Source organism: Micromonospora tarensis (genome assembly GCF_016803395.1).
GTDB classification, from domain to species: Bacteria; Actinomycetota; Actinomycetes; order Mycobacteriales; family Micromonosporaceae; genus Micromonospora; species Micromonospora tarensis.
On record NZ_JAEVHL010000118.1, the window covers coordinates 1 to 19,424 of the forward strand.

Annotated in this window: 15 protein-coding genes and 2 pseudogenes; 3 read left to right on the forward strand and 14 right to left on the reverse strand. The window is 71.5% G+C overall.

Annotated features, from left to right (window positions below):
• The 14 genes and pseudogenes from JM949_RS21195 to JM949_RS21255 form a co-directional block, all read right to left on the reverse strand.
• Positions 1 to 1,242 (reverse strand): annotated as a pseudogene (locus JM949_RS21195) (Ig-like domain-containing protein); the annotation flags it as partial.
• A 180-nt stretch (positions 1,243 to 1,422) separates the two neighbouring features.
• A complete protein-coding gene (locus JM949_RS21200; RefSeq protein ID WP_203150133.1) occupies positions 1,423 to 2,400 on the reverse strand; it encodes a hypothetical protein in 978 nt (325 codons plus the stop codon).
• Between the two features lie 32 nt (positions 2,401 to 2,432).
• Positions 2,433 to 3,962, reverse strand: a complete 1,530-nt coding sequence (locus tag JM949_RS21205; protein WP_203150134.1) for an OmpL47-type beta-barrel domain-containing protein — start codon at positions 3,960 to 3,962, stop codon at positions 2,433 to 2,435.
• Between the two features lie 8 nt (positions 3,963 to 3,970).
• Positions 3,971 to 6,337: a family 16 glycoside hydrolase gene (locus tag JM949_RS21210; protein WP_309232257.1), complete on the reverse strand. Its 2,367-nt coding sequence runs from the start codon at positions 6,335 to 6,337 to the stop codon at positions 3,971 to 3,973.
• A gap of 428 nt (positions 6,338 to 6,765) precedes the next feature.
• Positions 6,766 to 7,446: pseudogene (locus JM949_RS39870) on the reverse strand (ThuA domain-containing protein); the annotation flags it as partial.
• Between the two features lie 29 nt (positions 7,447 to 7,475).
• Positions 7,476 to 7,907: a ThuA domain-containing protein gene (locus JM949_RS39875; RefSeq protein ID WP_203150135.1), complete on the reverse strand. Its 432-nt coding sequence runs from the start codon at positions 7,905 to 7,907 to the stop codon at positions 7,476 to 7,478.
• Positions 7,908 to 7,930: 23 nt separating this feature from the next.
• Positions 7,931 to 8,935 (reverse strand): multicopper oxidase domain-containing protein, encoded by a 1,005-nt coding sequence (locus JM949_RS21225; protein ID WP_203150136.1) that lies wholly within the window; start codon positions 8,933 to 8,935, stop codon positions 7,931 to 7,933.
• A 297-nt stretch (positions 8,936 to 9,232) separates the two neighbouring features.
• Complete coding sequence (locus JM949_RS21230) at positions 9,233 to 10,072, reverse strand: amino acid ABC transporter ATP-binding protein (RefSeq protein ID WP_203150137.1); 840 nt, start codon at positions 10,070 to 10,072, stop codon at positions 9,233 to 9,235.
• Positions 10,073 to 10,077: 5 nt separating this feature from the next.
• The gene (locus tag JM949_RS21235; RefSeq protein ID WP_203150138.1) at positions 10,078 to 10,872 is read right to left on the reverse strand and encodes an amino acid ABC transporter permease; all 795 of its coding nucleotides are present in this window, start codon (positions 10,870 to 10,872) and stop codon (positions 10,078 to 10,080) included.
• Between the two features lie 76 nt (positions 10,873 to 10,948).
• A complete protein-coding gene (locus JM949_RS21240) occupies positions 10,949 to 11,767 on the reverse strand; it encodes a basic amino acid ABC transporter substrate-binding protein (protein ID WP_203150139.1) in 819 nt (272 codons plus the stop codon).
• A gap of 173 nt (positions 11,768 to 11,940) precedes the next feature.
• Positions 11,941 to 12,120 (reverse strand): hypothetical protein, encoded by a 180-nt coding sequence (locus JM949_RS37485; RefSeq protein ID WP_238433598.1) that lies wholly within the window; start codon positions 12,118 to 12,120, stop codon positions 11,941 to 11,943.
• Positions 12,108 to 12,617, reverse strand: a complete 510-nt coding sequence (locus JM949_RS21245) for a hypothetical protein (RefSeq protein ID WP_238433599.1) — start codon at positions 12,615 to 12,617, stop codon at positions 12,108 to 12,110. Before JM949_RS21245 ends, JM949_RS37485 begins: the two co-directional genes overlap by 13 nt.
• 104 nt (positions 12,618 to 12,721) lie before the next feature.
• Complete coding sequence (locus tag JM949_RS21250) at positions 12,722 to 13,633, reverse strand: sulfotransferase family protein (protein ID WP_203150140.1); 912 nt, start codon at positions 13,631 to 13,633, stop codon at positions 12,722 to 12,724.
• A 3-nt stretch (positions 13,634 to 13,636) separates the two neighbouring features.
• Positions 13,637 to 15,931: a glycosyltransferase gene (locus JM949_RS21255; protein WP_203150141.1), complete on the reverse strand. Its 2,295-nt coding sequence runs from the start codon at positions 15,929 to 15,931 to the stop codon at positions 13,637 to 13,639.
• Between the two features lie 456 nt (positions 15,932 to 16,387).
• Here JM949_RS21255 and JM949_RS21260 point away from each other — a divergent pair, with 456 nt between their 5' ends.
• The 3 genes from JM949_RS21260 to JM949_RS21270 form a co-directional block, all read left to right on the forward strand.
• A complete protein-coding gene (locus JM949_RS21260; protein ID WP_203150142.1) occupies positions 16,388 to 17,155 on the forward strand; it encodes a sulfotransferase family protein in 768 nt (255 codons plus the stop codon).
• Positions 17,148 to 17,927 carry a sulfotransferase family protein gene (locus JM949_RS21265; RefSeq protein ID WP_203150143.1) on the forward strand — a complete coding sequence of 260 codons (780 nt, stop codon included), beginning with the start codon at positions 17,148 to 17,150 and terminating at the stop codon, positions 17,925 to 17,927. Before JM949_RS21260 ends, JM949_RS21265 begins: the two co-directional genes overlap by 8 nt.
• Positions 17,924 to 19,424: hypothetical protein (locus JM949_RS21270; protein ID WP_203150144.1), on the forward strand; the 1,501-nt coding region annotated here is incomplete at its 3' end. The genes JM949_RS21265 and JM949_RS21270, both read left to right, overlap by 4 nt.

A 19,424-nucleotide genomic window follows, 5' to 3' on the forward strand; every position in this document is an offset into this window, starting at 1 on the left:
GTGGGCGACGGCCGGCGCCGACCGCGCGTCCGGCGCCGCCGTCCGCTGCCGCCCGCAAATCCTCTGGTACGGGCAGCGCGCTGCCCGGACGAACTGGTCCCAACTGGTGTTCCAGGCCGTCCAGCCGTTGCCCGGCTCCAGCCGGACCTCGGTGCCGGTGAAGGTGACCAGGTCACCGACCTGGGTGATGCCCATCAGCCAGTCGGCGGCGGCGGGCGAGATGTTGGTGCACCCGTGCGAGACGTTCCGGTGGCCCTGATCCGACACCGACCAGGGCGCGCCGTGGATGAACTCGCCACCCCAGGTGAGCCGTTGCGCGTCCTCGACCCGCACCAGGTAGCCGCCGTTCGGCTCGCCGCGCGTGTCGAACGTGGTGCGCTGGTGCTTCTCCATGATCACCATCCTGCCGCTGGACGTCGGCGTGCCCGGCCTGCCCAGGCTGACCGGGATGGTGCGGATCAGCTTGCCGTCCCGCAGCACCCGCATCCGCTTGGTGGCGTTGTTCACCTCGAGCGCCACCTGCCGCCCGATCCTGGCCGTCGCGGTCCGGTCGGCGTCACCGACCCGGTCCGCGCCGATCGGCAGCCCCGCCAGGCCGGCCCGGACGCTGATGGTCGTGCCCGGTCGCCAGAAGTCGGGGGCCCGGTAGTAGACCTGGCTGCCATCGTCCAGCCAGGACCAGGCCCCCGGCTGCGGCGGGTTCGTCCTGACGAACAACCGGCGCTGCACACCGGCGCGGGCCGCCCTCGCGATGGGCGGATCGAAGGCGATGGTGACCGGCATGGCCGTGCCGTACGTCCGCCTGTCCGCGAGGTACAACGTGCTGCTCACCTGCGGCCTGGTCGACGTCGCCATGGTGGTGAAGGTCGTGGTGCGGGTGGTGCTCCGGCCGGCGTCGCCGGTGGCGGTCACCTCGACCGTGTAGGTGCGCCGTGGCTGCAACGCGGCGGCCGGCACCCAGGCCGAGCCGTCCTCCCGCCGCTCGGCCCGGACCGGCGTGCCCGTGTCGTCGGCGATCCGCACGGCGGTGATGGTCCCGCCGCTGACGCGCGGCACGACCTCAGCGCTGAGCGGGACGTCCCGGGACAGGTCGGCGGGTGTGATCGTCACCTCCGGCGGCGACACCTCCCGCCCGGTGGGCCGCGCGGCGGCCTCCCGCCCGGCGGACCGCCGCTCGGTGGTGCACCCGCCGAGGAGCAGCGCCGTCACCGCCACGAGCGCCATTCGCCTTCGTAACCCCATCGACCGCCCCCGGCTCTCGCGTTCTCCGTGGGCGCAATTCTCTCCACGCCGGCGGCACCGCACGCTGTTTCCGGGAATCACGCAGCGAAGGGGGCAACCAACGCCCGCCGACCAACTGCCAAAGCGGCGGCCGGCCTCCCCCGACTGCCGGGGGCTGACCGCGCCGCCGTGACCTGTCTGTCAGAGCCGGGCGGCACCCGCCTCGGTGGCCTCCCGCACCGCCGAGGTACGGCGCACCTCGGCCCGCTCGTCGCCAGCCTCGGCGCGGTCCGGGGCGGCCACCCGGGCCGACCGGTTGGTGGCCGCGCCCGCCTGGTCACCGGTCACGCCGCCACGGATCCGGTTGTTGTCGGCCACCTGGGCGGCCGGGTCGTTGGACGTCACCGCCAACTGGCCGTTGATGATGTTGTCGTCGACGGTGACACCACCGGTGGTGCTGGTGATGCTCACGTCCCCACCCCAGTAGCCGCCGGAGGCGCAGCTGTCGAGGGCGCCGTTCGGGCCGAGCTGCACACCGCCCAGGTTGCCGGCGAAGGTGGCCCGCCCCTGGACGGCACTGCCACACACCACACTGCCGGTGGCGCTGTTGAGCACCGACAGCGTGCCGTCGACGAACGAGTCGTGCAGGTCGGTGTAGTAGGTGCCGGTGCTGCTCAGGTTGCGCTGCACCTGGGTGCCGCCATCGAGCCGGACCTCACCGGCACTGACGTTGACGTGTCCGGTCACCGTCGACTGCTCGGCGAAGAGGAAGCTGTCGACCGTCGCGGTGCCCTTGGGCCGTACCGTCACCGTGCCGGTCCGGGCGTCCTTCAGGAAGATCCCGTACCCGCCGGCAGCCAGCACCACCTGGCCGTCGATCGTCGTCTCGGTGGCGTCGAGGTAGCCATCCGCGGCGACGCGTACCTCACCGCTGACCCGGCCACCGGTCACCACCAGGTTGCCGCCGGCGGCGACGGTGACGTTGCCGGTGATCGTGGTGCCGGTCAGCGAGCAGGACTCGCCCGCCGGCACGAGCAGGTCGTTGGGGACCGTCACCGCACCGCCGGTGCCGATGCAGTGGGTGACCAGGTCGGCGTGTGCGGTGGGCGCCACGGCCAGCACCGAGGCCGCGATGACGGCGCTCACGGTGGCCAGCTTGGCGACGGTACGTCCGGGCATCGTTGTACTCCCTGTCGGTGAGGTTCGGTAACTCATGCGCCGACGTCCGATCGGGCCGCGGCCCGGACGATGGCGCCCTGCTGCCGCCGGTCGAGCGTGCCGTCGGTCACGAGCGCGGTGGTGACCGCCTCCACGTGTCGGACGAACTCGGCGTGGCCGGGGTAGTCGGCGTGTTCGTCGATCAGATCGTTGATGGTGCAGCCGTTGCCGGTGTCCGCGTTGGTCACGCCGGTGTCGTAGCCGTCGACGACCACCGTGGCCCGGGTGTCCGAGTCGGGGCAGCCGTCGGTGCCGTCGGCCACCACGGTGAACGTCGTCGACTGCTCGGCCGAGACGTTCCCGGCGGTGTCGGTCGCCCGGTAACGCACCGTGTGGGCTCCGGTGGCGCGGACGCTGACCGGCGCGGTGTAGGCGGTCCAGGCACCGGCGTCGAGGGCGTACTCGACGGTCGCCACGGCCGAGTCGGCGTCGGTGGCCGTGACGGTCACCGTCGCGCCGCCGACGTACCCGCCGTCGTCGTTCCGGTCGCCGGTCACGGTGGCGGCGACAGTGGGTGGGGTGGTGTCCCCGGCCGGCGGCGCGACGACGGTGAAGTGGGCCATCTGCTCGGCCGAGGTGTTACCGGCGACGTCGGTGGCCCGGTAGTGCAGCATGTGCATCCCGACCGTGCTCACCACGATCGGGTTCGTGTAGCCGGTGAAGGCGGCGCCGTCGAGGGCGTACTCGATGGTGGCGACGCCGGATCCGCTGTCGGTGGCGGTCAGCGTGGCGGTGGCCGTACCGACGTAGTTGCCGTCGTCGTCGCGGTCGCCGGCCAGCGCGGCGTCGACCACCGGCGCGGTGGTGTCCTGCTCCCCCGGTTCGACGATCCGGAACGACACCGAGCCGACCGCACTGGTGTTGCCGGCCTGGTCGGTGGCGCGGAACTGCACCGAGTGGTCACCGATCGCGGTGACCCGCACCGGCGCGGTGTACGGCGCGAAGCTGGTGTCGTCGACCTGGTACTCGACGGTCCGCACCCCGGAGTCGGTGTCGGTGGCCGTGACGGTCACCGTGGCCGCGCCGAGGTAGTTGCCGTCGGGGTCCTGGTCACCGGTCACGGCGGCGGTCACCGTCGGCGGGGTGCTGTCGCCACCTCCGCCGCCGTCGGTGACCACCAGCTCGCCGACCATGCCGCTGTGGCCCGGGATCGAGCAGAAGTACCGGTACTTGCCCGGGGTGAGGGTGACGGTCGCCTGGTGGCGGCCGTTGCTGGCGTCGAACGGGCTGGCCAGGATGTTGACTGTGACGTCGTGGTTGTAGCCCTCGGTGCTGGTGTCGAAGGTCAGCGTGTGCGGCATCCCGGTGGTGTTGCCGGTGGCCGCGCTGTTCTCCCAGATGATCGTGGTCGCCCCGGCCACGGCGGTGGTGGGCGCGGACTTGTAGCGGGTGATGTTGTCGTCGGCGGTCCAGGTGAGCACCTGGTCGGCGGCGACGCGCGGGGCGGCGGAGGCGGGCGCCACTGCCAACGGGATGACCGTGAGCAGGAGCGCCGCCAGCACGGCCGTTATTCGTCGGGTCATCGTCTCTCCTAGAGTTCCCGTACGCGGACGTTACGGAACTCGGCCAGGTCGTTGTCACCGTGGTTCTGCAGACCGATGAAGCCGCGCAGGAACTGCCGCAGGTCGGTCGGTGGGTCGCCGGCACGCGACGACTGTTTGCCGGGCGTGTTGTCGAACTCGTTGATCACCACGCCGTTGCGGATCATCGTGTAGTGCTGCCCGACGACGCGGATCTCGTAGTCGTTCCACTCGTTTTTGGGCGTCACGCCGGCCTGGGCGAGCGGCACCGGGTCGAAGTTGTAGACCGAGCCGGTCTTCTGCGGCTCACCGGTGTCGCCGTCGTAGATCTGGATCTCGTGTCCGCAGTAGATCGCCACCCACGCCTGCGAGGTCCGGGCCGACCCGACGGTGCCGCAGCTGTCCGGTGGGCGCTGGTCGAGTGGAATGCGCGGGTCCGGGAACCGGGTGAAGACGCCGGTGTTGGCCCGGCCGGTGCCCGGTGCGATGTCCTTGAACTGGAGCCGCAGTGAGAAGTCGCCGAACTCCTTGGTGTGCCAGAGCATGCCCATGCCGCCGCTGGAGCGCAGCGCCCCGTCCGGCTGGATGCCGAACGAACCCGACGGCGCCTGCTGCCAACCGCGCAGCGACTCGGCGGTGCCGTCGTAGAGCGGCTCGTACCCGGTGTGCCCGTCCCGGCCGATCTCGGACGCGGCGGCCAGCCGGGTGAGCGTGCCGGCCTCCCGGGCGCTGAGCAGGTCGTCGTTCCGCAACGCCTCGGTCACCGTGGTGACGTGTCGGACGAAACTGTTGTGGTCTGCCCAGGTGCTCTCGTCGTCGATCAGGTCGTTGGCCGTGCAGCCCTGCCCGACCGTACGGCTGGGCACGCCGGTGTCGGTGTCGCCGAGCCACACGTTCTGCCGGTCGTCCGGCACCGCACAACCCACGGTGACGGTGGACTGCACTGTCGTCGTCTCACCGTCGGCGTAGGTGACGGTCAGCTTCGCGGTGTAGGTGCCGACCCGGGCGTACGTGTGCCGGGGGTCCGCCTCGGTGGAGGTGGCGCCGTCGCCGAACTCCCACCGGTGGCTGACGCCGCCGGAGCGGGAGCCGGTGAAGGCGATGGTCAACGGCTTGTTCTGCACGGCGACCGAGGTGGCCGCCGGCGCCGGGGTGGGCGCGCCGCCGGTGTAGGTGATCCGGATCAGCTTCTGGTTGGGGTGCAGGCTGAAGAAGCCGCCGCCGTAGTCGAGCAGGTAGAGCGCGCCGTCCGGGCCGAACTTGGCGTCCATCCAGCTCTGCAACCGGGTGTCGCCGTTGCCACCGGGGATGATGGCCCGCAGTGACTCGGCGTACACCGGCGGGGCGGCCTGCGGCACGCCGGCCGGGTCGACGGTGACCGCGACCCGGTTGGCCGCGTTCGACTGGTCGCCGATGAACCACTTCTCGTCCCAGTACGCCGGCCACGCCACCGTGCTGTTCGGATCGACCCGGTCACGGTGGTAGGTGGGGCCGGACATGATGGCCTGCCCGCCGCCGCGCAGGTACGGCTGGGTGTAGGTGGCGTCGGCCGCGACGTAGGTCGGCAGGCCGCTGCCGTCGGTCCGCTTCGGGAAGACCGGGCCGCCGCCGTCCGGCGAGTACCAGATCATGTTGTCCCGGGCCGCCGGGATGTCCACCAGACCGGTGTTGCGGGGTGACTCGTTCTTCAGGTTGTCGCAGTCGTACCAGCCGGTCAGCACCGTCGCGTCGGTGCTGCTGCGGTCCCGGTACGGCTGCCGGTTGCCCATGCAGTACGGCCAGCCCTGGTTGCCGGCCGAGGTGATGATGGTGGCTGTCTCGTACTTGGCCGGGCCCAGGGTGGGGCTGGGCGACGCCGCGTCCGGGCCGACCCAGCCGGCGGTCAGCCACTGGTGCTCCGGGTCGATCTGGAGGCGGGCGATGTTGCGCACGCCCATCACGTAGATCTCCGGGCGGGTCTTCTCGGTGCCCGGTGGGAAGAGGTTGCCCTCAGGGATGGTGTACGTGCCGTCGGCCTCCGGGTGGATCCGGATGATCTTGCCAGCCAGGTCGTTGGTGTTACCCGACGTGCGGCGGGCGTCCTGGAAGGAGATGCCCTGGTATTCCTGGGTCCAGTTGTTGCCGGCGTAGCCCTGCGAGCCCTCGGAGGAGTTGTTGTCGCCGGAGCCGACGTAGAGGTTGCCCTTGGCGTCGAACGCCATACCGCCACCGGCGTGGCAGCAGCTGTGCACCTGCACCGGGAACTGCAACAGATCCTTACGGGTGGCCTGGTCGATGGTCTGCGCCTGACGGTCGTAGGTGAACCGGGAGACGGTCCGCTGACGACCCGCTTCACCCGGTCGACCGACTCGTGCGGCATCCAGTAGACGTAGAGCCAGCCGTTCTCGGCGAACTTGGGGTCGGGCACGATGCCGAGCAGGCCCTCCTCGTTCTTCACCAACTCCGAGCCGCTGCCCCGGTTGCCCATCACCTCAAGGGTGGTGAGCAGCTTGGCCTGCTTGGTGCGCGGGTCCCAGGAGTGGATGGTGCCGCAGCCCAGGCCGACCTTCGGGTCGTTCCAGTCCGCGATCGGGCCGCTCGGGCAGGCCGCCTTGCCGACGTAGAAGACCGTGCCGTCCGGCGCGATGGTGAGCCCGTGCGGCTCACCGATCTGGTCCAGCTGCCCGGTCTGGTTGGCGGCGGTGAGCCGCTCCACCTTGTAGTTCGCGGCGATGGTGGCCTGGCAGTCGCCGCGTACCCGGCCGGTGGTCCAGTTCAGCGCCCCGGCGAGGTGCGCGCGGAACGCCTCCTCGCCGTAGCTGCCCTCGGTGTGGCCCATGCCGGTGTAGAACGACCGGCCGCCGTCGTAGTCCCGGCACCAGGACACCGGGTGGAACGGGCCGTTGGCGCTCGCCCCCGCGTTGTAGTGCCGCTCCTCCACCTGGGCGAGCGTGTGCACGCTGCCGATCGGGTTCGGGTCCCAGTTCTCCCAGCGGTCGGAGCGGGTGAGGGTCAACGGCAGTGACGCCGTGGCCGGGTGCTTGCGGTCCAGGATGTTCACCACCGCGCGGTTCACCGCGGGGGGCTCGGGAGCGGTGGTGCTGCCGGTGAACAGCCGCAGGTCGGCGAGCTGGACCAGTGGCTCCCCGCTGTTCGCGGTGACGTTCAGCCGGTAGCGCGAGAACTCCTGCGGGGTGGCGATATCGAACCGGCGGGTCTGGAACCGGTCCGGGAAGGTCTGACCGGTGCGGCGGTCCAGGTCGGTCCAGCTCTGCCCGTCCGTGGAGCCCTGCAGGGTCCAGTCCTTCGGGTCCCGACCGGCGGAGTCGTTTGCCGACGTGAGCGCGTAACCGGTGATCCGTTTGGGCGCGCTCAGCTCGTACGCCACCCAGGCCGTCGGCGTGCGGACCAGCCACTTCGTGTTGGCGTCCTCGTCGGTCAGCTTCTCCTTGGTCTCGTTCGGCGGGTTCTCCCCGCTGGCGGTCACCCGGGCCACCGGTTCGGCCACCGGGATGGCGCCCGCCGGACGGGTGCCGATCAGACCGGTGAACCAGGTGGAGTCGACCTGGGCGCGGGCGGCGTCGGCGATGCCGACGAAGCCCCCGCGGCCTTGAGGTAGCCCTGTAGCGCCGACTCCTGGTCGCGGTTGAGCGCGGCGCCCGTCGCGGAGAGGAAGACCACGCTGCGGTACGCGGACAGCCCGGCGGCGGTGAACGTGCCGGGGTCGGTGGTGGCCGTGACATCGATGTCATGACCGGCAGCGATTTGTTTGATGGTGTCCACCGCGCGCGAAACCGGGTCCTGCTGCTCGGCCACCGGGCCGTGGAACACCAGGACCGCGGTCTTCTGCGGCTGCGCCGCCTGCGGGGCGGCTGCCGTTCGTGGTGCGGCCGCAGCCGCCGTCGATGCCGGGATCAGTGTCGCGAAGGCCGCTACGGCGGCGAGGGTTCGTCGTAAGTTTCTGGTCATGCCCGTCCCCACTTTCGGTTCGGTCAGCTTTCGTGCGTGTGGGTGTGGCCCTGGAATCGGTGGATCGCCTCCTCGGCGCCCGGCGGCATGCTGCCGTCGGCGTTGCGGACCAGGAAGATCCCGGCCATGCCGCCGTCGGAGTGGCCCTGCACGTGGCAGTGGTACATCCACGCGCCGGGCCCGACGCCCTCCCCGGCGAGCACCTGGAAGCCGAACGAGCTGCCCGGGTTGAGGTCCTTGTTGTCCACCACCAGGCTCGGGTCGCTCGGCCCCTCCAACATCCCGGTGCGGTTGTCCGCCCAGCGATGCGCGTGCAGGTGGAAGGTGTGGAACAGGTTGCCGTGGCCGATCGCGATCCACTCGACGCGCTCGCCCAGGTTCGCCTCGAACATCGGGGTCGCCGGGGCCATCTTGTTGTTGATCGTCATGTCGTGGAACACGACGGTGAACTGCTTCGACGGCAGGATGTCGCCGCGCCGCCGGACGATCAGCGCCCCGTACAGGCCCTTGGCGACACCGCCGGTGCCGTGGTCGGTGCCCATCGCGTGATCGTGGTAGTGCCAGTAGCCGGCGCTGCCCGGCATGTACCGCCGGCCGGCGGCGGCCACCATCTCGTGCGAGCGCCAGACGTACGTCCGCGTCTCGCCGGGGTTGTTGAACGAGGCGTTGAACGGGCTGCCGTCGGAGTCGGTGCTGTAGTCCACCCCGTGCGGGTGGATGGACAGCCGCTGGTCGGTGGTGTTGACCAGGGTGATCTCCAGGGTGTCGCCCTCGTACATCTCGAGGATCGGCCCCGGGACGGTGGCCTGGCCGGGGGCCAGGCCGTAGCCGAACAGGTTGCCGGGCAACTGTTCGGCGTAGAGGGTGACCTTCTTCGTGACGCCGGCGGCGGCCCGGGCGGGGCTGCCTCCGAACGCGCTGCCGATCGCTGGGGCGGCCGCGCCCAACGCCCCGGCGGCGAGCGCTCCGGTGGCGATCAGCGATCTGCGGGACAGCTGGCGGTGAGAGCCAACGGCGTGATCGTCCATGGGTCTCCGTTCCCGACCGGGCGAAGACGCGACGATGGCAGGGTGCATCGACCGCCGAGCGTGAGGGGCGGTGGCACGACTGAGGGTGAGGCTCGTCGCGTACTTTGCTCGGAAGACTCAAAGCTTTCTATCGATGACAGCAACTTATGTAATCCATCGACGAAAGTACAGCTCTGATTGCAGAAAGATTACCTTGACATCACGAGGACCGTCGATTGACATAGAGCTGACACACAAGCCGACGCCGGGCTGCCGTCGATGCGGCAACCCGGCGGGCAGACGTGCGAAAGCGGTGCGTCAGAGCTGGTGGCGGTCGTCCGCCGGCAGGTTGGGCGCCTGCGGTGGCTCGGGCGACTGGTCGGGCTGACCGAGCTGCGCGACGTGGGTCGGGTCGAGGACCCGGGCGAGGAACGCGCGGGTCCGCTCGTGCTTCGGTGCGCCGAGCACCTCCTGCGGCGGCCCCTGCTCCACCACCACGCCACCGTCCATGAAGACGACCCGGTCGGCGACGTCGCGGGCGAACGCCATCTCGTGGGTGACCACCATCATCGTCATGCCGTCCTCGGCCAGCTTGCGCATGACGGTGAGCACGTCACCGACCAGTTCCGGGTCGAGCGCGGAGGTCGGCTCGTCGAAGAGCATCAGCTTCGGCTCCATCGACAGCGACCGGGCGATCGCCGCCCGCTGCTGCTGCCCACCGGAGAGCTGCGCCGGAAAGACGTCGGCCTTGTCGGTCAGCCCGACGCGTTCCAGGTTGGCCCGGGCGATCCGCTCGGCCTCGGCGCGACCGCGCCGCAGCACCTTGCGCTGCGCGACGGTGAGGTTGTCCAGGACGGTCAGGTGCGGAAACAGGTTGAACGACTGGAAGACCATGCCGATGCCACGGCGGACCGCGTCGATCTCGACGTCCGGGTCGGTCATCTCGACCCCGTTGACCCAGATCTTGCCGGCCGTCGGCTGCTCCAGCAGGTCGACGCAGCGCAGCAGCGTCGACTTGCCGGAGCCGGACGGCCCGATCACGCACACCACCTCGCCCTGGCCGACCTCGAAGTCGATGCCCTTGAGCACCTCCAGCGGGCCGAAGGACTTGTGCAGGTCACGGATCTCCACCGCGGGGCGGTTGGCTGTGGTCGTCATGCGGGTCACCGGGCCTTGGCGTAGCGGAGTTCGAGGCGTCGTACCACCTGGGACAGCGGCAGGGTGATGATCAGGTAGGCGAGACCGGCCACCAGCAGCGGAGTGGCGTTCACCCGGTCGTTCAGCATGTCCCGACCGAACTTGGTGACCTCGATGGTCTGCGCCGTCACACCCAGCACGTAGGCCAACGACGAGTCCTTGGTGAGCAGGATCAGCTCGTTCGTCAGCGGCGGGATCACGATCCGGAACGCCTGCGGGATGACGATCGTGCGCATCGCGGTGAAGTGCGACATGCCGAGGGTGCGCGCCGCCTCCATCTGTCCCTTGGGGACAGCCTGGATGCCGGCCCGGATGGTCTCCGCCATGTACGCCGCCGCGGTCAACCCGAGACCGATCGCGATCGAACCGAACACCCCGCCCGGAATCTCGCGCTCCGGGAAGGCGATCGGGATGCCGTACCCGACGAGGAAGAGCACCAGCAGCGCGGGCAGACCTCGGAACAGCTCGATGTACGCCGTGGCCACCCAGCGGTACGGCGCCACCCGGGACAACCGCATCAGCGCGAGGATGGTGCCGAACACCAGACCGAAGGCGAACGCGCCCAGGGTGTAGAGGATGGTGTTGCGCAGCGCGACGGTGATGATCGTCGGAAACATCGACTCGATGATGTCGACCCGGAAGAACGCGTCCTTCAACCGGCCCCAGTCCGCGGCGAAGAGCACCGCGGCGATGACGGCGATGAAGACCAGGTACTGGAGCCCGAGGGACAGCCGCTCCCGCTGGCGGCGTCGCAGCTTCACGTTCGCTCGTTGCCTTCCCGGAGGTTGCCGACACGCCTGGCGCACGGGACGCGCGCCAGGCGACACTGCACGGTGCTCAGGCGCTCGGCCGCTTGCCGATCCACTTCTCGTAGATCGTGTCGTACGTGCCGTCCTGCTTCGCCTTGGCCAGCACCTCGTTCATCTTCTTGAGCAGCTCCGGGTTGCCGTCCTTCTTGACCGAGAAGCCGTACTGCTCACCGGTGTCGAACTCGGCGGCCACCTGGAACCCGCCCGGGTTCTTCTTCAGGTACTCGGTCCAGACCGGGAGGTCGTTGATGGCGGCCTCGACCTGACCGTTGGCGACGGCCTGCTGCTCGGCCGCGAGGTCCTCGAACTCGACGAGCTGGAGGCCCTTCTCCTTCTCGAACTTCCGGGCGTAGTCGCGGCCCGTGGTGGCCGCCTGGACGCCGAGCTTCTTGCCCCTGAGGTCGTCGAGCGACTTGTACGGCTTACCGGTCTTCACCAGCATCGCCTGGGTCGCGTCGAAGTACGGGTCGGAGAAGTCCATCACCTTCTGCCGTTCCGCGGTGATCGTCATGCCGGCGGCGGCCGCGTCACACTTGCCGGTGTTCAGGTCCTGGCCGGACTTGATGCCCTCGAACGGCGTGTCGATGATCGTCTGCTGGACGCCCAACTCCTTGGCGACCAGATCCATGACCTCGACGTCGAAGCCGGTCACCGTGCCGCTGGCGTCCTTGGACTGGAACGGCGGGTACGGCAGGTGGGTGCAGACGGTCAGCTTGCCCGCCTCGACCAGCTTGACCCCGCTCGCCTGGACCTCGCTGTCGTCCTTCTTGGCGCATCCCGCCGTCACCGCGAGGGCGGCGACGGCCACGACGAGGCCGACCTGACGGACGGCGCTTGGGAACCTCACGGCTGTGCCCCTCCGGTTCGGCTCCCTGATCCCGGGAAGCCAGGTTGGTGCGTGAACTTGTGAGAGGCGACGGTACCCGATCACCGGTGCCAGACCCAGATCACGACGGACCGCTGCCCGCCTCGACGGCGGCACCCGCACCGGCAAACCCGACACTTGGGCAGCAACAGGCCTCAGCCGCCGGTTCCCTCGGCCGCGCCGTCCGGGGTGAGGGCGCCCTCGTGCGGATCTGTGTCCAGGAACACGTGCTGATGGCCGTGGCCGGAGTCGACGCTTACCTGGTCGAGCTGGGTCGCCGCGACCGACCAGATCGTCGCGGCCTCGGCCGCCTGTCGCGCGGTCAGGTCCAGCACTGCCGCACGCTGCGCGCCGGGACGCCCGCGGCCAGCGCGTAGGCGTCGACGGCCAACGACGCCTGCTGGACCGCCGCGCGCAGGCCGCCGCGCGCCACGTTGGTGGCGGTGGTTCCCGACGGCGGGTCGGCGAAGGGCTCGGCGGCCTGGCGCATGGCCTCCTGCCAACGGCGCGCCTGGTCCGGGTCCGGCGCCCGTCCGGAGGTCTTCTCCTCCTTGATCGCGGCCAGCACGGGAGCGACCTGGTCGCGGACCCGACGGGCCGTTCCGATCAGCTCCTCGATCTGCTGCTTGTCCCGCTTCGCCTCGGCCTCCTTGATGGTGGCGATGGCCGACTCGGTGGCGTCCGGGCGGCCCGCCGCGTAACCGATCCACCCACCGAGCACCGCGGCGACCAGTGCGATCGCACCCGCGACGAGCACGACGCGCAGGGTCCGGCGGTGGCGCACGTCGGCCTTGTCCAACAGGTAGGAGGGCCGGCCGGTGCGACGCGCCATCGCAACTCCTCACGTCGATCGTCTGTGCGGCCACAGGTTAGCCGTCCACCTTGACGTCCGTCGATAGCGCCGCCGATCCGTGGGACGACCCGGCGACCCGAGCCCTACACCGGGTAGCCCCACTCGGTCAGGGGCTTCTCCAGCGACCGTTCGATCGCGGCGATCTGCGCCGGGCTCAGTTCGTTCCGGTACGCCGCCGCCCGACCCGCCGGGAAGTCGTACCGGGAGAAGCCCTTCTCGAACGCCGCCGACCAGTCGAGCCCGAGGAAGTCGAGCATCCGGCCGACCTGGGCACGCGGCTGCTCGACCAGGTCCTCGTAGCGCACGTCCAGCCACTGCTCGGCCGGGTGCCGCAGCCGAGCCTGCGCGAAGGCCTCCATCAGCATCTTCCAACCCAGCGCGGCGAGCACCGGAAAGGAGCGCCCGGACTCGAACCACTCCTCCCGCAGGTCCGACGGGAGCGGGCCGTAGATCCAGTTGTCCGGCCCGCGCCACCCGTCCCACCAGCCCATCTGGAGCCAGGAGTTGGCCACCGCCCGGCCGTCGCGCACCACGTTGACCACCCGCAGGTCCGGGTACGCGGCGTGCAGCAGGCCGGTGCGCGGCCACCCGGTGACGTGCTGCACCAGGTGCGCACAGCCCTGCCGGGCGATCCGCTCGTCGAAAAAGGCCCGCAACCGTCGGGCCACGAACGGCGTCAGGTCCTCGGCCACCAGGTCCCGGCACGGTCGGGAGAAGCCGCCCAGCACCTGCCGGTCGAGCAGGTGGTACGCCTCCGACGGCGCCACCCGCAGCCGGCCCCGCTCCAGCAGCCGTCGGCTGTGCCGCAGCGAGGTCATCCCGGCCGGGCGCGGTGCCGAGCGTCGGTACAGCGCGCCGTTGAACCTGCCCTTGAGGTTGAGCCGGGCGAGTTTGTCGTCCAGGCCGGAGACGAAGCCGACCGTGGGGTGCCGGGCGAGCAGTTCCTGGACCAGGGTCGAACCGCAGCGACCGGTGCCCACCACCAGTGCGAGCATCGATCAGCCTTCCTGCCGGGTGGCCTGTGGTACGGAAAGGACCGGGTCCGGCGCGGACCGGGCGGCGAAAGCCGTGGCCGTGCGGCGACGCAACGGGTAGCCGAACCGGGACAGGGCCATCCCGGTCACCACTGTCACCAGGGCGTACCCGCGGGTGGACAGCCCGGTCAGCCACTCGGTGTCGGCGACCACGTCGACCAGACCGGTGCGGTGGCGCGAGGGGTTGCCGGCCACCGAGTGGGTGGGGGCCAGCCGCACCGTGTCCGGGCTCGGGAAGGGAAGGGCGTCGGGGGTCGCGCCGACGAACCGGGCGATCCGGGCGGTGCTGCCGGCCGGGTCGGCCACGAAGTCCTCGTACCGCATTCGCAGGTAGCGGTCGTCGCCCGCCCGGGCACCCCAGAGCCGGGCCGTGGCGGTGTTCCACACCAGCCAGAGCAGCGCCGCCTTGCCGATCGGGGGCCGGCTCATCAGCCGGTCGTCGGCGCGCCCGTCCAGCGGGCGTCGACGACGCCAGGAGTACGCGCTCGCCCGGGGGTCGCGCACCACGTGCAGGACGTACAGGTCGATGCCGGGCAGGCTGCCGAGCAGGGCACCGTACGGCGGTAGCTTCGAGGAGTCGACGATGACCCCGCCGGCCCGGTCGGGGAAGGCGTGTTCGGCGATCGAGGCGTACAGCCGGGCCAGGTGCGTGTCGTCGGGGTGACCCGCGACCGGCGGCTGTCCCCGCCGCTGCCGCCGGAACAGCGCCGGCAACCCGCGCAGGCGCAGTCGCCCGGCCAACCGGGCGGCGATCCCGGCCGGGTCGGCGTCGGTCAGGTCGCGCGCACCCGGGTCCAGAGCGGACAGTCGGCCAGCGGCGCGCCACAGCCGCAGGGCCGGTTCTCCAGGATGCCGCGCCGCCACAGGTAGCGCAGCTCGCCGGCGGCGAGGAAGCCCGGCAGCTGTCCCAGGATCGTGGTGATCAGCGTGCTGCCGCTGCGACCGCTGCCGGCGAGGTAGAGGACCCGGGTCGAACTCACCGGGCCGCTCCCCCACCCGCGAGGACCCGGCGGGCCCGCCGCCGGGTCGGTCGGCTCTCGGCGCCTCCGCGTACAGCTCCCGGATCCGGTCCAGGTGCCGCTGCGGGGCGAACCTCCCGGCGACCTTGGCCCGGCCGGCGTGACCCATCCGGTACGCGCGTTCGCGGTCGGCCAGGATGCCGGCCAACGCGCCGCCGAGGGCCGTGGGCTGGCCGGCGGCGACGATGACGCCGTCCACCTCGGACTCGACCAGCTCGGGGAGGCCACCCAGGTCGGTGGTGACCACCGGAACCCCGCAGGCGAACGCCTCCAGCACCGCCATCGGCTGGTTCTCGTGCCACCGGGACGGGACGGCGACCACCGCCGCCGACCGGATCAGCTCGTGCAGGCGTGGTTTGTCGAGGCGGCCGTGGAACCGGATCCGGCCGGGTGCCCGCCGCGCGGCGAGCGCCTCCAGCCCGGGCCGGGCCGGGCCGTCTCCGGCGATGTCCACGCGGACGCCGTCCGGCAGCGCGGCGACCGCCTCGACCAGCACGTCGACGCCCTTCTCCGGGGCCAGCCGGCCGGCGAAGACGACGCCGCCGCCGGGCGTCCGCTTGGCCGCGATCCCGGTCAGGTCGACGAAGTGGTTGACCACCCGTAGCCGGTCCGGGTAGACGCCGGCCCGGCGCATCACGTCGGCCAGGAACTCGCTCGGACTGACGAAGATCTGCACCGGGTCGTACGCGTCGAGCCGTCGGTGCAACCAGGACTCGACGGCGAGCAGCCCGCTGCGCGACAGCGATCCGTCCTTGCAGCGGCGACGGGCCGCCTGCAACGGGCCACCGGTGACGCACGCCTGGCAGGGCCGGCCCGCGTCGAGCAGTTGGTAGCTCGGGCAGGCGAGCTTGTAGTCGTGCATGGTCAACACGCACGGGACGCCGGCCGACCGGGCGGCGGCGAGCACCGACGGGGAGAGCTGGTGGTAGATGTTGTGCAGGTGCAGCACGTCCGGCCGGAAGTCGTCGATCACCCGGGCCAGCCCGCGACGGCTCGTCGGCGACCAGAGCATCCGACCGGCGGCGACCGCGCGTGCCCGCAGCCCGCTCGGTGCCGGCTCCAACTCCACTTCGGTCGGAAACCGCTGCGCGTACGGCAGCGGCGACTCGTTGTCCGGGTGGGTCATGCCGAAGTAGGCGACCGGGTCGCCCGCTGCCCGTTGCAGGTCCGCGAGGTCGAGCAGGTACCCCTCCGCGCCACCACGGCGGTAGAGGAACTTGTTCACATGCAGCACGCGCATCGACTCGGCCTGCTCACGTCGATCGGGCGAACCGGGCCCGGGGATTGAGTGACCGGGGGTTCGCCCGCCCCGGCCAGGGCTCACGGTATGCAGGGCGGGTCGGCGAGTCCAGTTCACGTTTGGCATGTGAGCTGAACGGTTGATCTTCCTCTGCCCGTGCGGCCCCGCAACCTGGCCTCGCGCCATGATCTCCCGATAACCTGGCTCCGCCGCCGGTCGCACCCGCTCTCCACCGGGTTGAGCCGGTACCCGACGAGGAGGACGCGTGGCAGCCGACGACGAGGTCTCCGCGCTCGCGTACACCGCCCGACGGGTCCGGCGGCATCTGCGCTGGGCGCGTACCGAGGGGGTCGGGCGGCTGATCGAGGAGGACCGCCTCAACCCGGTCGACCGGATCGGCACCGCCTGGGCGAAGCGGCGCTGGCGACGGCGCGCGGGCCGGCGCCCGGCTCGGCGATGCCGGTCTACCTGGTCGGTCTGCAACGCTCCGGCACGAACATGCTGGTCCGCGGCCTGGACGCGGCCCCCGAGGTCGAGGTGCGCAACGAGAACGACAGCACCCTCTTCCACCGCTTCCAGCTGCGCCCCGACCCGGTGCTGACCGCCGTCCTGCGACGCAGCCGGCACGCGTACGTACTGGTCAAGCCGCTCTGCGAGAGCCACCGGGTGGACGAGTTGCTGGCCCTGCCGGGGCTGAGCCCCGGGCGCGCGCTCTGGGTCTGGCGCGACGTCGACGACCGGGCCCGCTCCGAGGTCGCCAAGTTCGGTGACGCCAACCTGCGCGCGCTACGGGCGATCGCCGACGGCAGCATCGGCGGCCGGTGGCAGGGCCAACGGCTCGACGCCGACACCGTCGAGCTGGTCCGGGCCCACGACCCGCAGCGGTTGGACCCGCACAGCGGCGCGGCGCTGTTCTGGTACGTCCGCAACTCGCTCGTCTACCGGCTCGGCCTGGACCGGCGGTCCGACGTGCTGCTCTGCCACTACGACACGGTGGTCGCCGAGCCAGCGGCCCAGCTCCGGCGGCTCTGCGCCTTCCTGGACTTTCCCTATCATCCCCGGCTGCACGCGCACATCGCCCCGCGCCAGTCGCACGGCACCGAGGCGGTGACCGACCGGCGGCTGCCGATCGACCGGCGGGTCCGGGCCCGCTGCGACGAGTTGACCGACCGGCTCGGCGGCAGCACCGCCGACATCGAGACGGAGGCGGCCGACCGTGGCTGAACCGCAGGCCCCCACCGCGCCGATCTTCCTGGTCGGCTGCCAACGGTCGGGCACCACGATGATGCGCCTCGTGCTCGACTCGCACTCCCGGATCAGCTGCGGCCCGGAGACCCGGTTCCTGCCCGACCTGCGCCGGATCGTCGGACGGGACTGGGAACGGCTGGCCCGCTTCGGTTTCCCCCGCGAGGACTGGCTCCGCCGGATCCGGGACTTCTTCGGCGGCGTGCACGCCGACTACGCCGCCGCCCGGGGCAAGGCCCGCTGGGCCGACAAGACCCCGCTGTACGCGATGTCGCTCGACTTCGTCACCGAGGTCTTCCCGGACGCCCAGGTCGTGCACCTGATCCGCGACGGGCGCGACGTGGTGGTCTCGCACCGCAAACGGTTCGGCTACTGGTCGGCGGTCAAGTGCGTGGTGAAGTGGCCGCGCTACATCCGGACCGCGCGGGCGGTCGGTGCCACCCTGCCGGCCGACCGCTACTACGAGCTGCGCTACGAGCAGGCGGTCAGCGAGCCGGAGAAGACCCTGCGCGGCCTCTTCGAGTTCCTCGGCGAGCCGTGGGAGGACGGCGTCCTCGACTACGACAGCAAGTACCACGACGTGGCCCAGAAGTACACCAGCGAGGCGGAGCGGCGGCGGGCGGCGGCGAGCGTCAGCGCACCGATCTACGGCTCCCGGGTGGGCAGCCACCGCCGCGAACTCGACCCGTTCCTCCGGCTGCTGGTCCTTCTCTGCTGCGGCCCTACCCTGCGCACCCTGGGCTACCGGTGACCCGCTCGGGCCGGCTGCGCGCGTTCGCCGCCGCCGTCGTCGCCACCCTCCTGCTCACCGCCGGCTGCACCGCACTCGACCACGACCCTCCGACGGCCGGCCTCCCCACGGCGAAGGTGGCACCCGACGCCACCGTGCCGGGACGCGCCGTGGACGGGGTGAGCAACCCGTTCGGCGCGCACTGGGACTGGTCGCGGTACCAGCAGTTCGCGCCCTACCTGCGCCGGATCGCCGGTTCGGCGACGTACGAGGAGATCTCCTGGTGCGCTGTCGAACGGACCTCGGGGCAGGTGGACTGGGCCGGGTTGGACGAGATCGCCTCCCACAGCCGGGAGCTGGGCATCACCCTGCACCTGAAGATCCGTACCGGCGTGTGCTGGGCGACCGGTGGCACCGCCCGGCACACCCGGGGCGCGGCCAACAAGACCGAGTCGGCGATGCCCACCGACCTCGCCGCGTACCAACGGTTCGTCCGCTCGGTGGTGCAGCGCTACGGCCCGTACGGGGTGCGGGAGTACGCCATCGAGAACGAGGTCAACGCGCCGAGTTACTGGGCCGGCAGCCCCGAGGACTACACCCGGCTGGTGCGGGCCGCCGCCGAGACGATCCGGGCGACCGACCCGGCGGCACGGGTGGTCGACTCCGGCATCAGCAGCGTCGCCTACGGCATGGGGGTCGTCGACCGGCTGCTGCGCGCCAACCGGGTGCCCGAGGCGGTCGCCGCCTACCAGGCGTACTTCCAGCGCCGGGTCGGCACCCGGGGGCAGCAGATCCCGGCGGTGACCGGCGAGGCGCAGCTACGCCGGGCGCTCGGCACCGACACCAACAGCCGCAGCCTGCGTTTCCTGGCCGCCACCGAGGCGCTGCTGGCCGACCGCACTGTCGACGTCCGGCAGGTGCACTTCTACGAGCACTTCACCGGGGTGGCGCCGCTGCTGGACTACCTCCGGGCGACCACACCGGCCGGCACGCCGATCCAGGCGTGGGAGGTCGGGCAGTTCTGGCGCGACGGCGACGGTGACCCGGCCAGCCGGGCGGCGGAGCTGGTCAAGACGGTCACCCTGCTGGTCGCCGGCGGGATCGGCGAGATCAGTTGGTTGCCGTTGGCGTACAACCCGAACAACGCGGCCGGCAGCGAGGTCCGCTACGGCCTGCTCGACCCGGACGGCACCGAACGCGAGGCGGGCCGGATGCTGGCCGGCCTGGCCGACGCGGCCCGGGACGCCACCGTCACCCCGTTGCCCGCGACGGTGGCCGGCACCCTGAGCGGGGTCGCGTTCGTGCGCGGCGGGTCGAGCACGCTCGTGCTCTGGTCGGCGTCGAACCGGCCGGTGACCATCCCGGCGGCACCGGGTGGCCAGACCGGGGCGGTGGGCGCCCCACTGCGGGCGGCCGGCGGTGGCACCACGGTGACCGACGTTCCCGTCCTGCTCCGCGCCGACAGCCGGTGGACCGGCTCCTCGCCGCCGTGCGCTAGCCGGATCCGCGCCGGCGGGG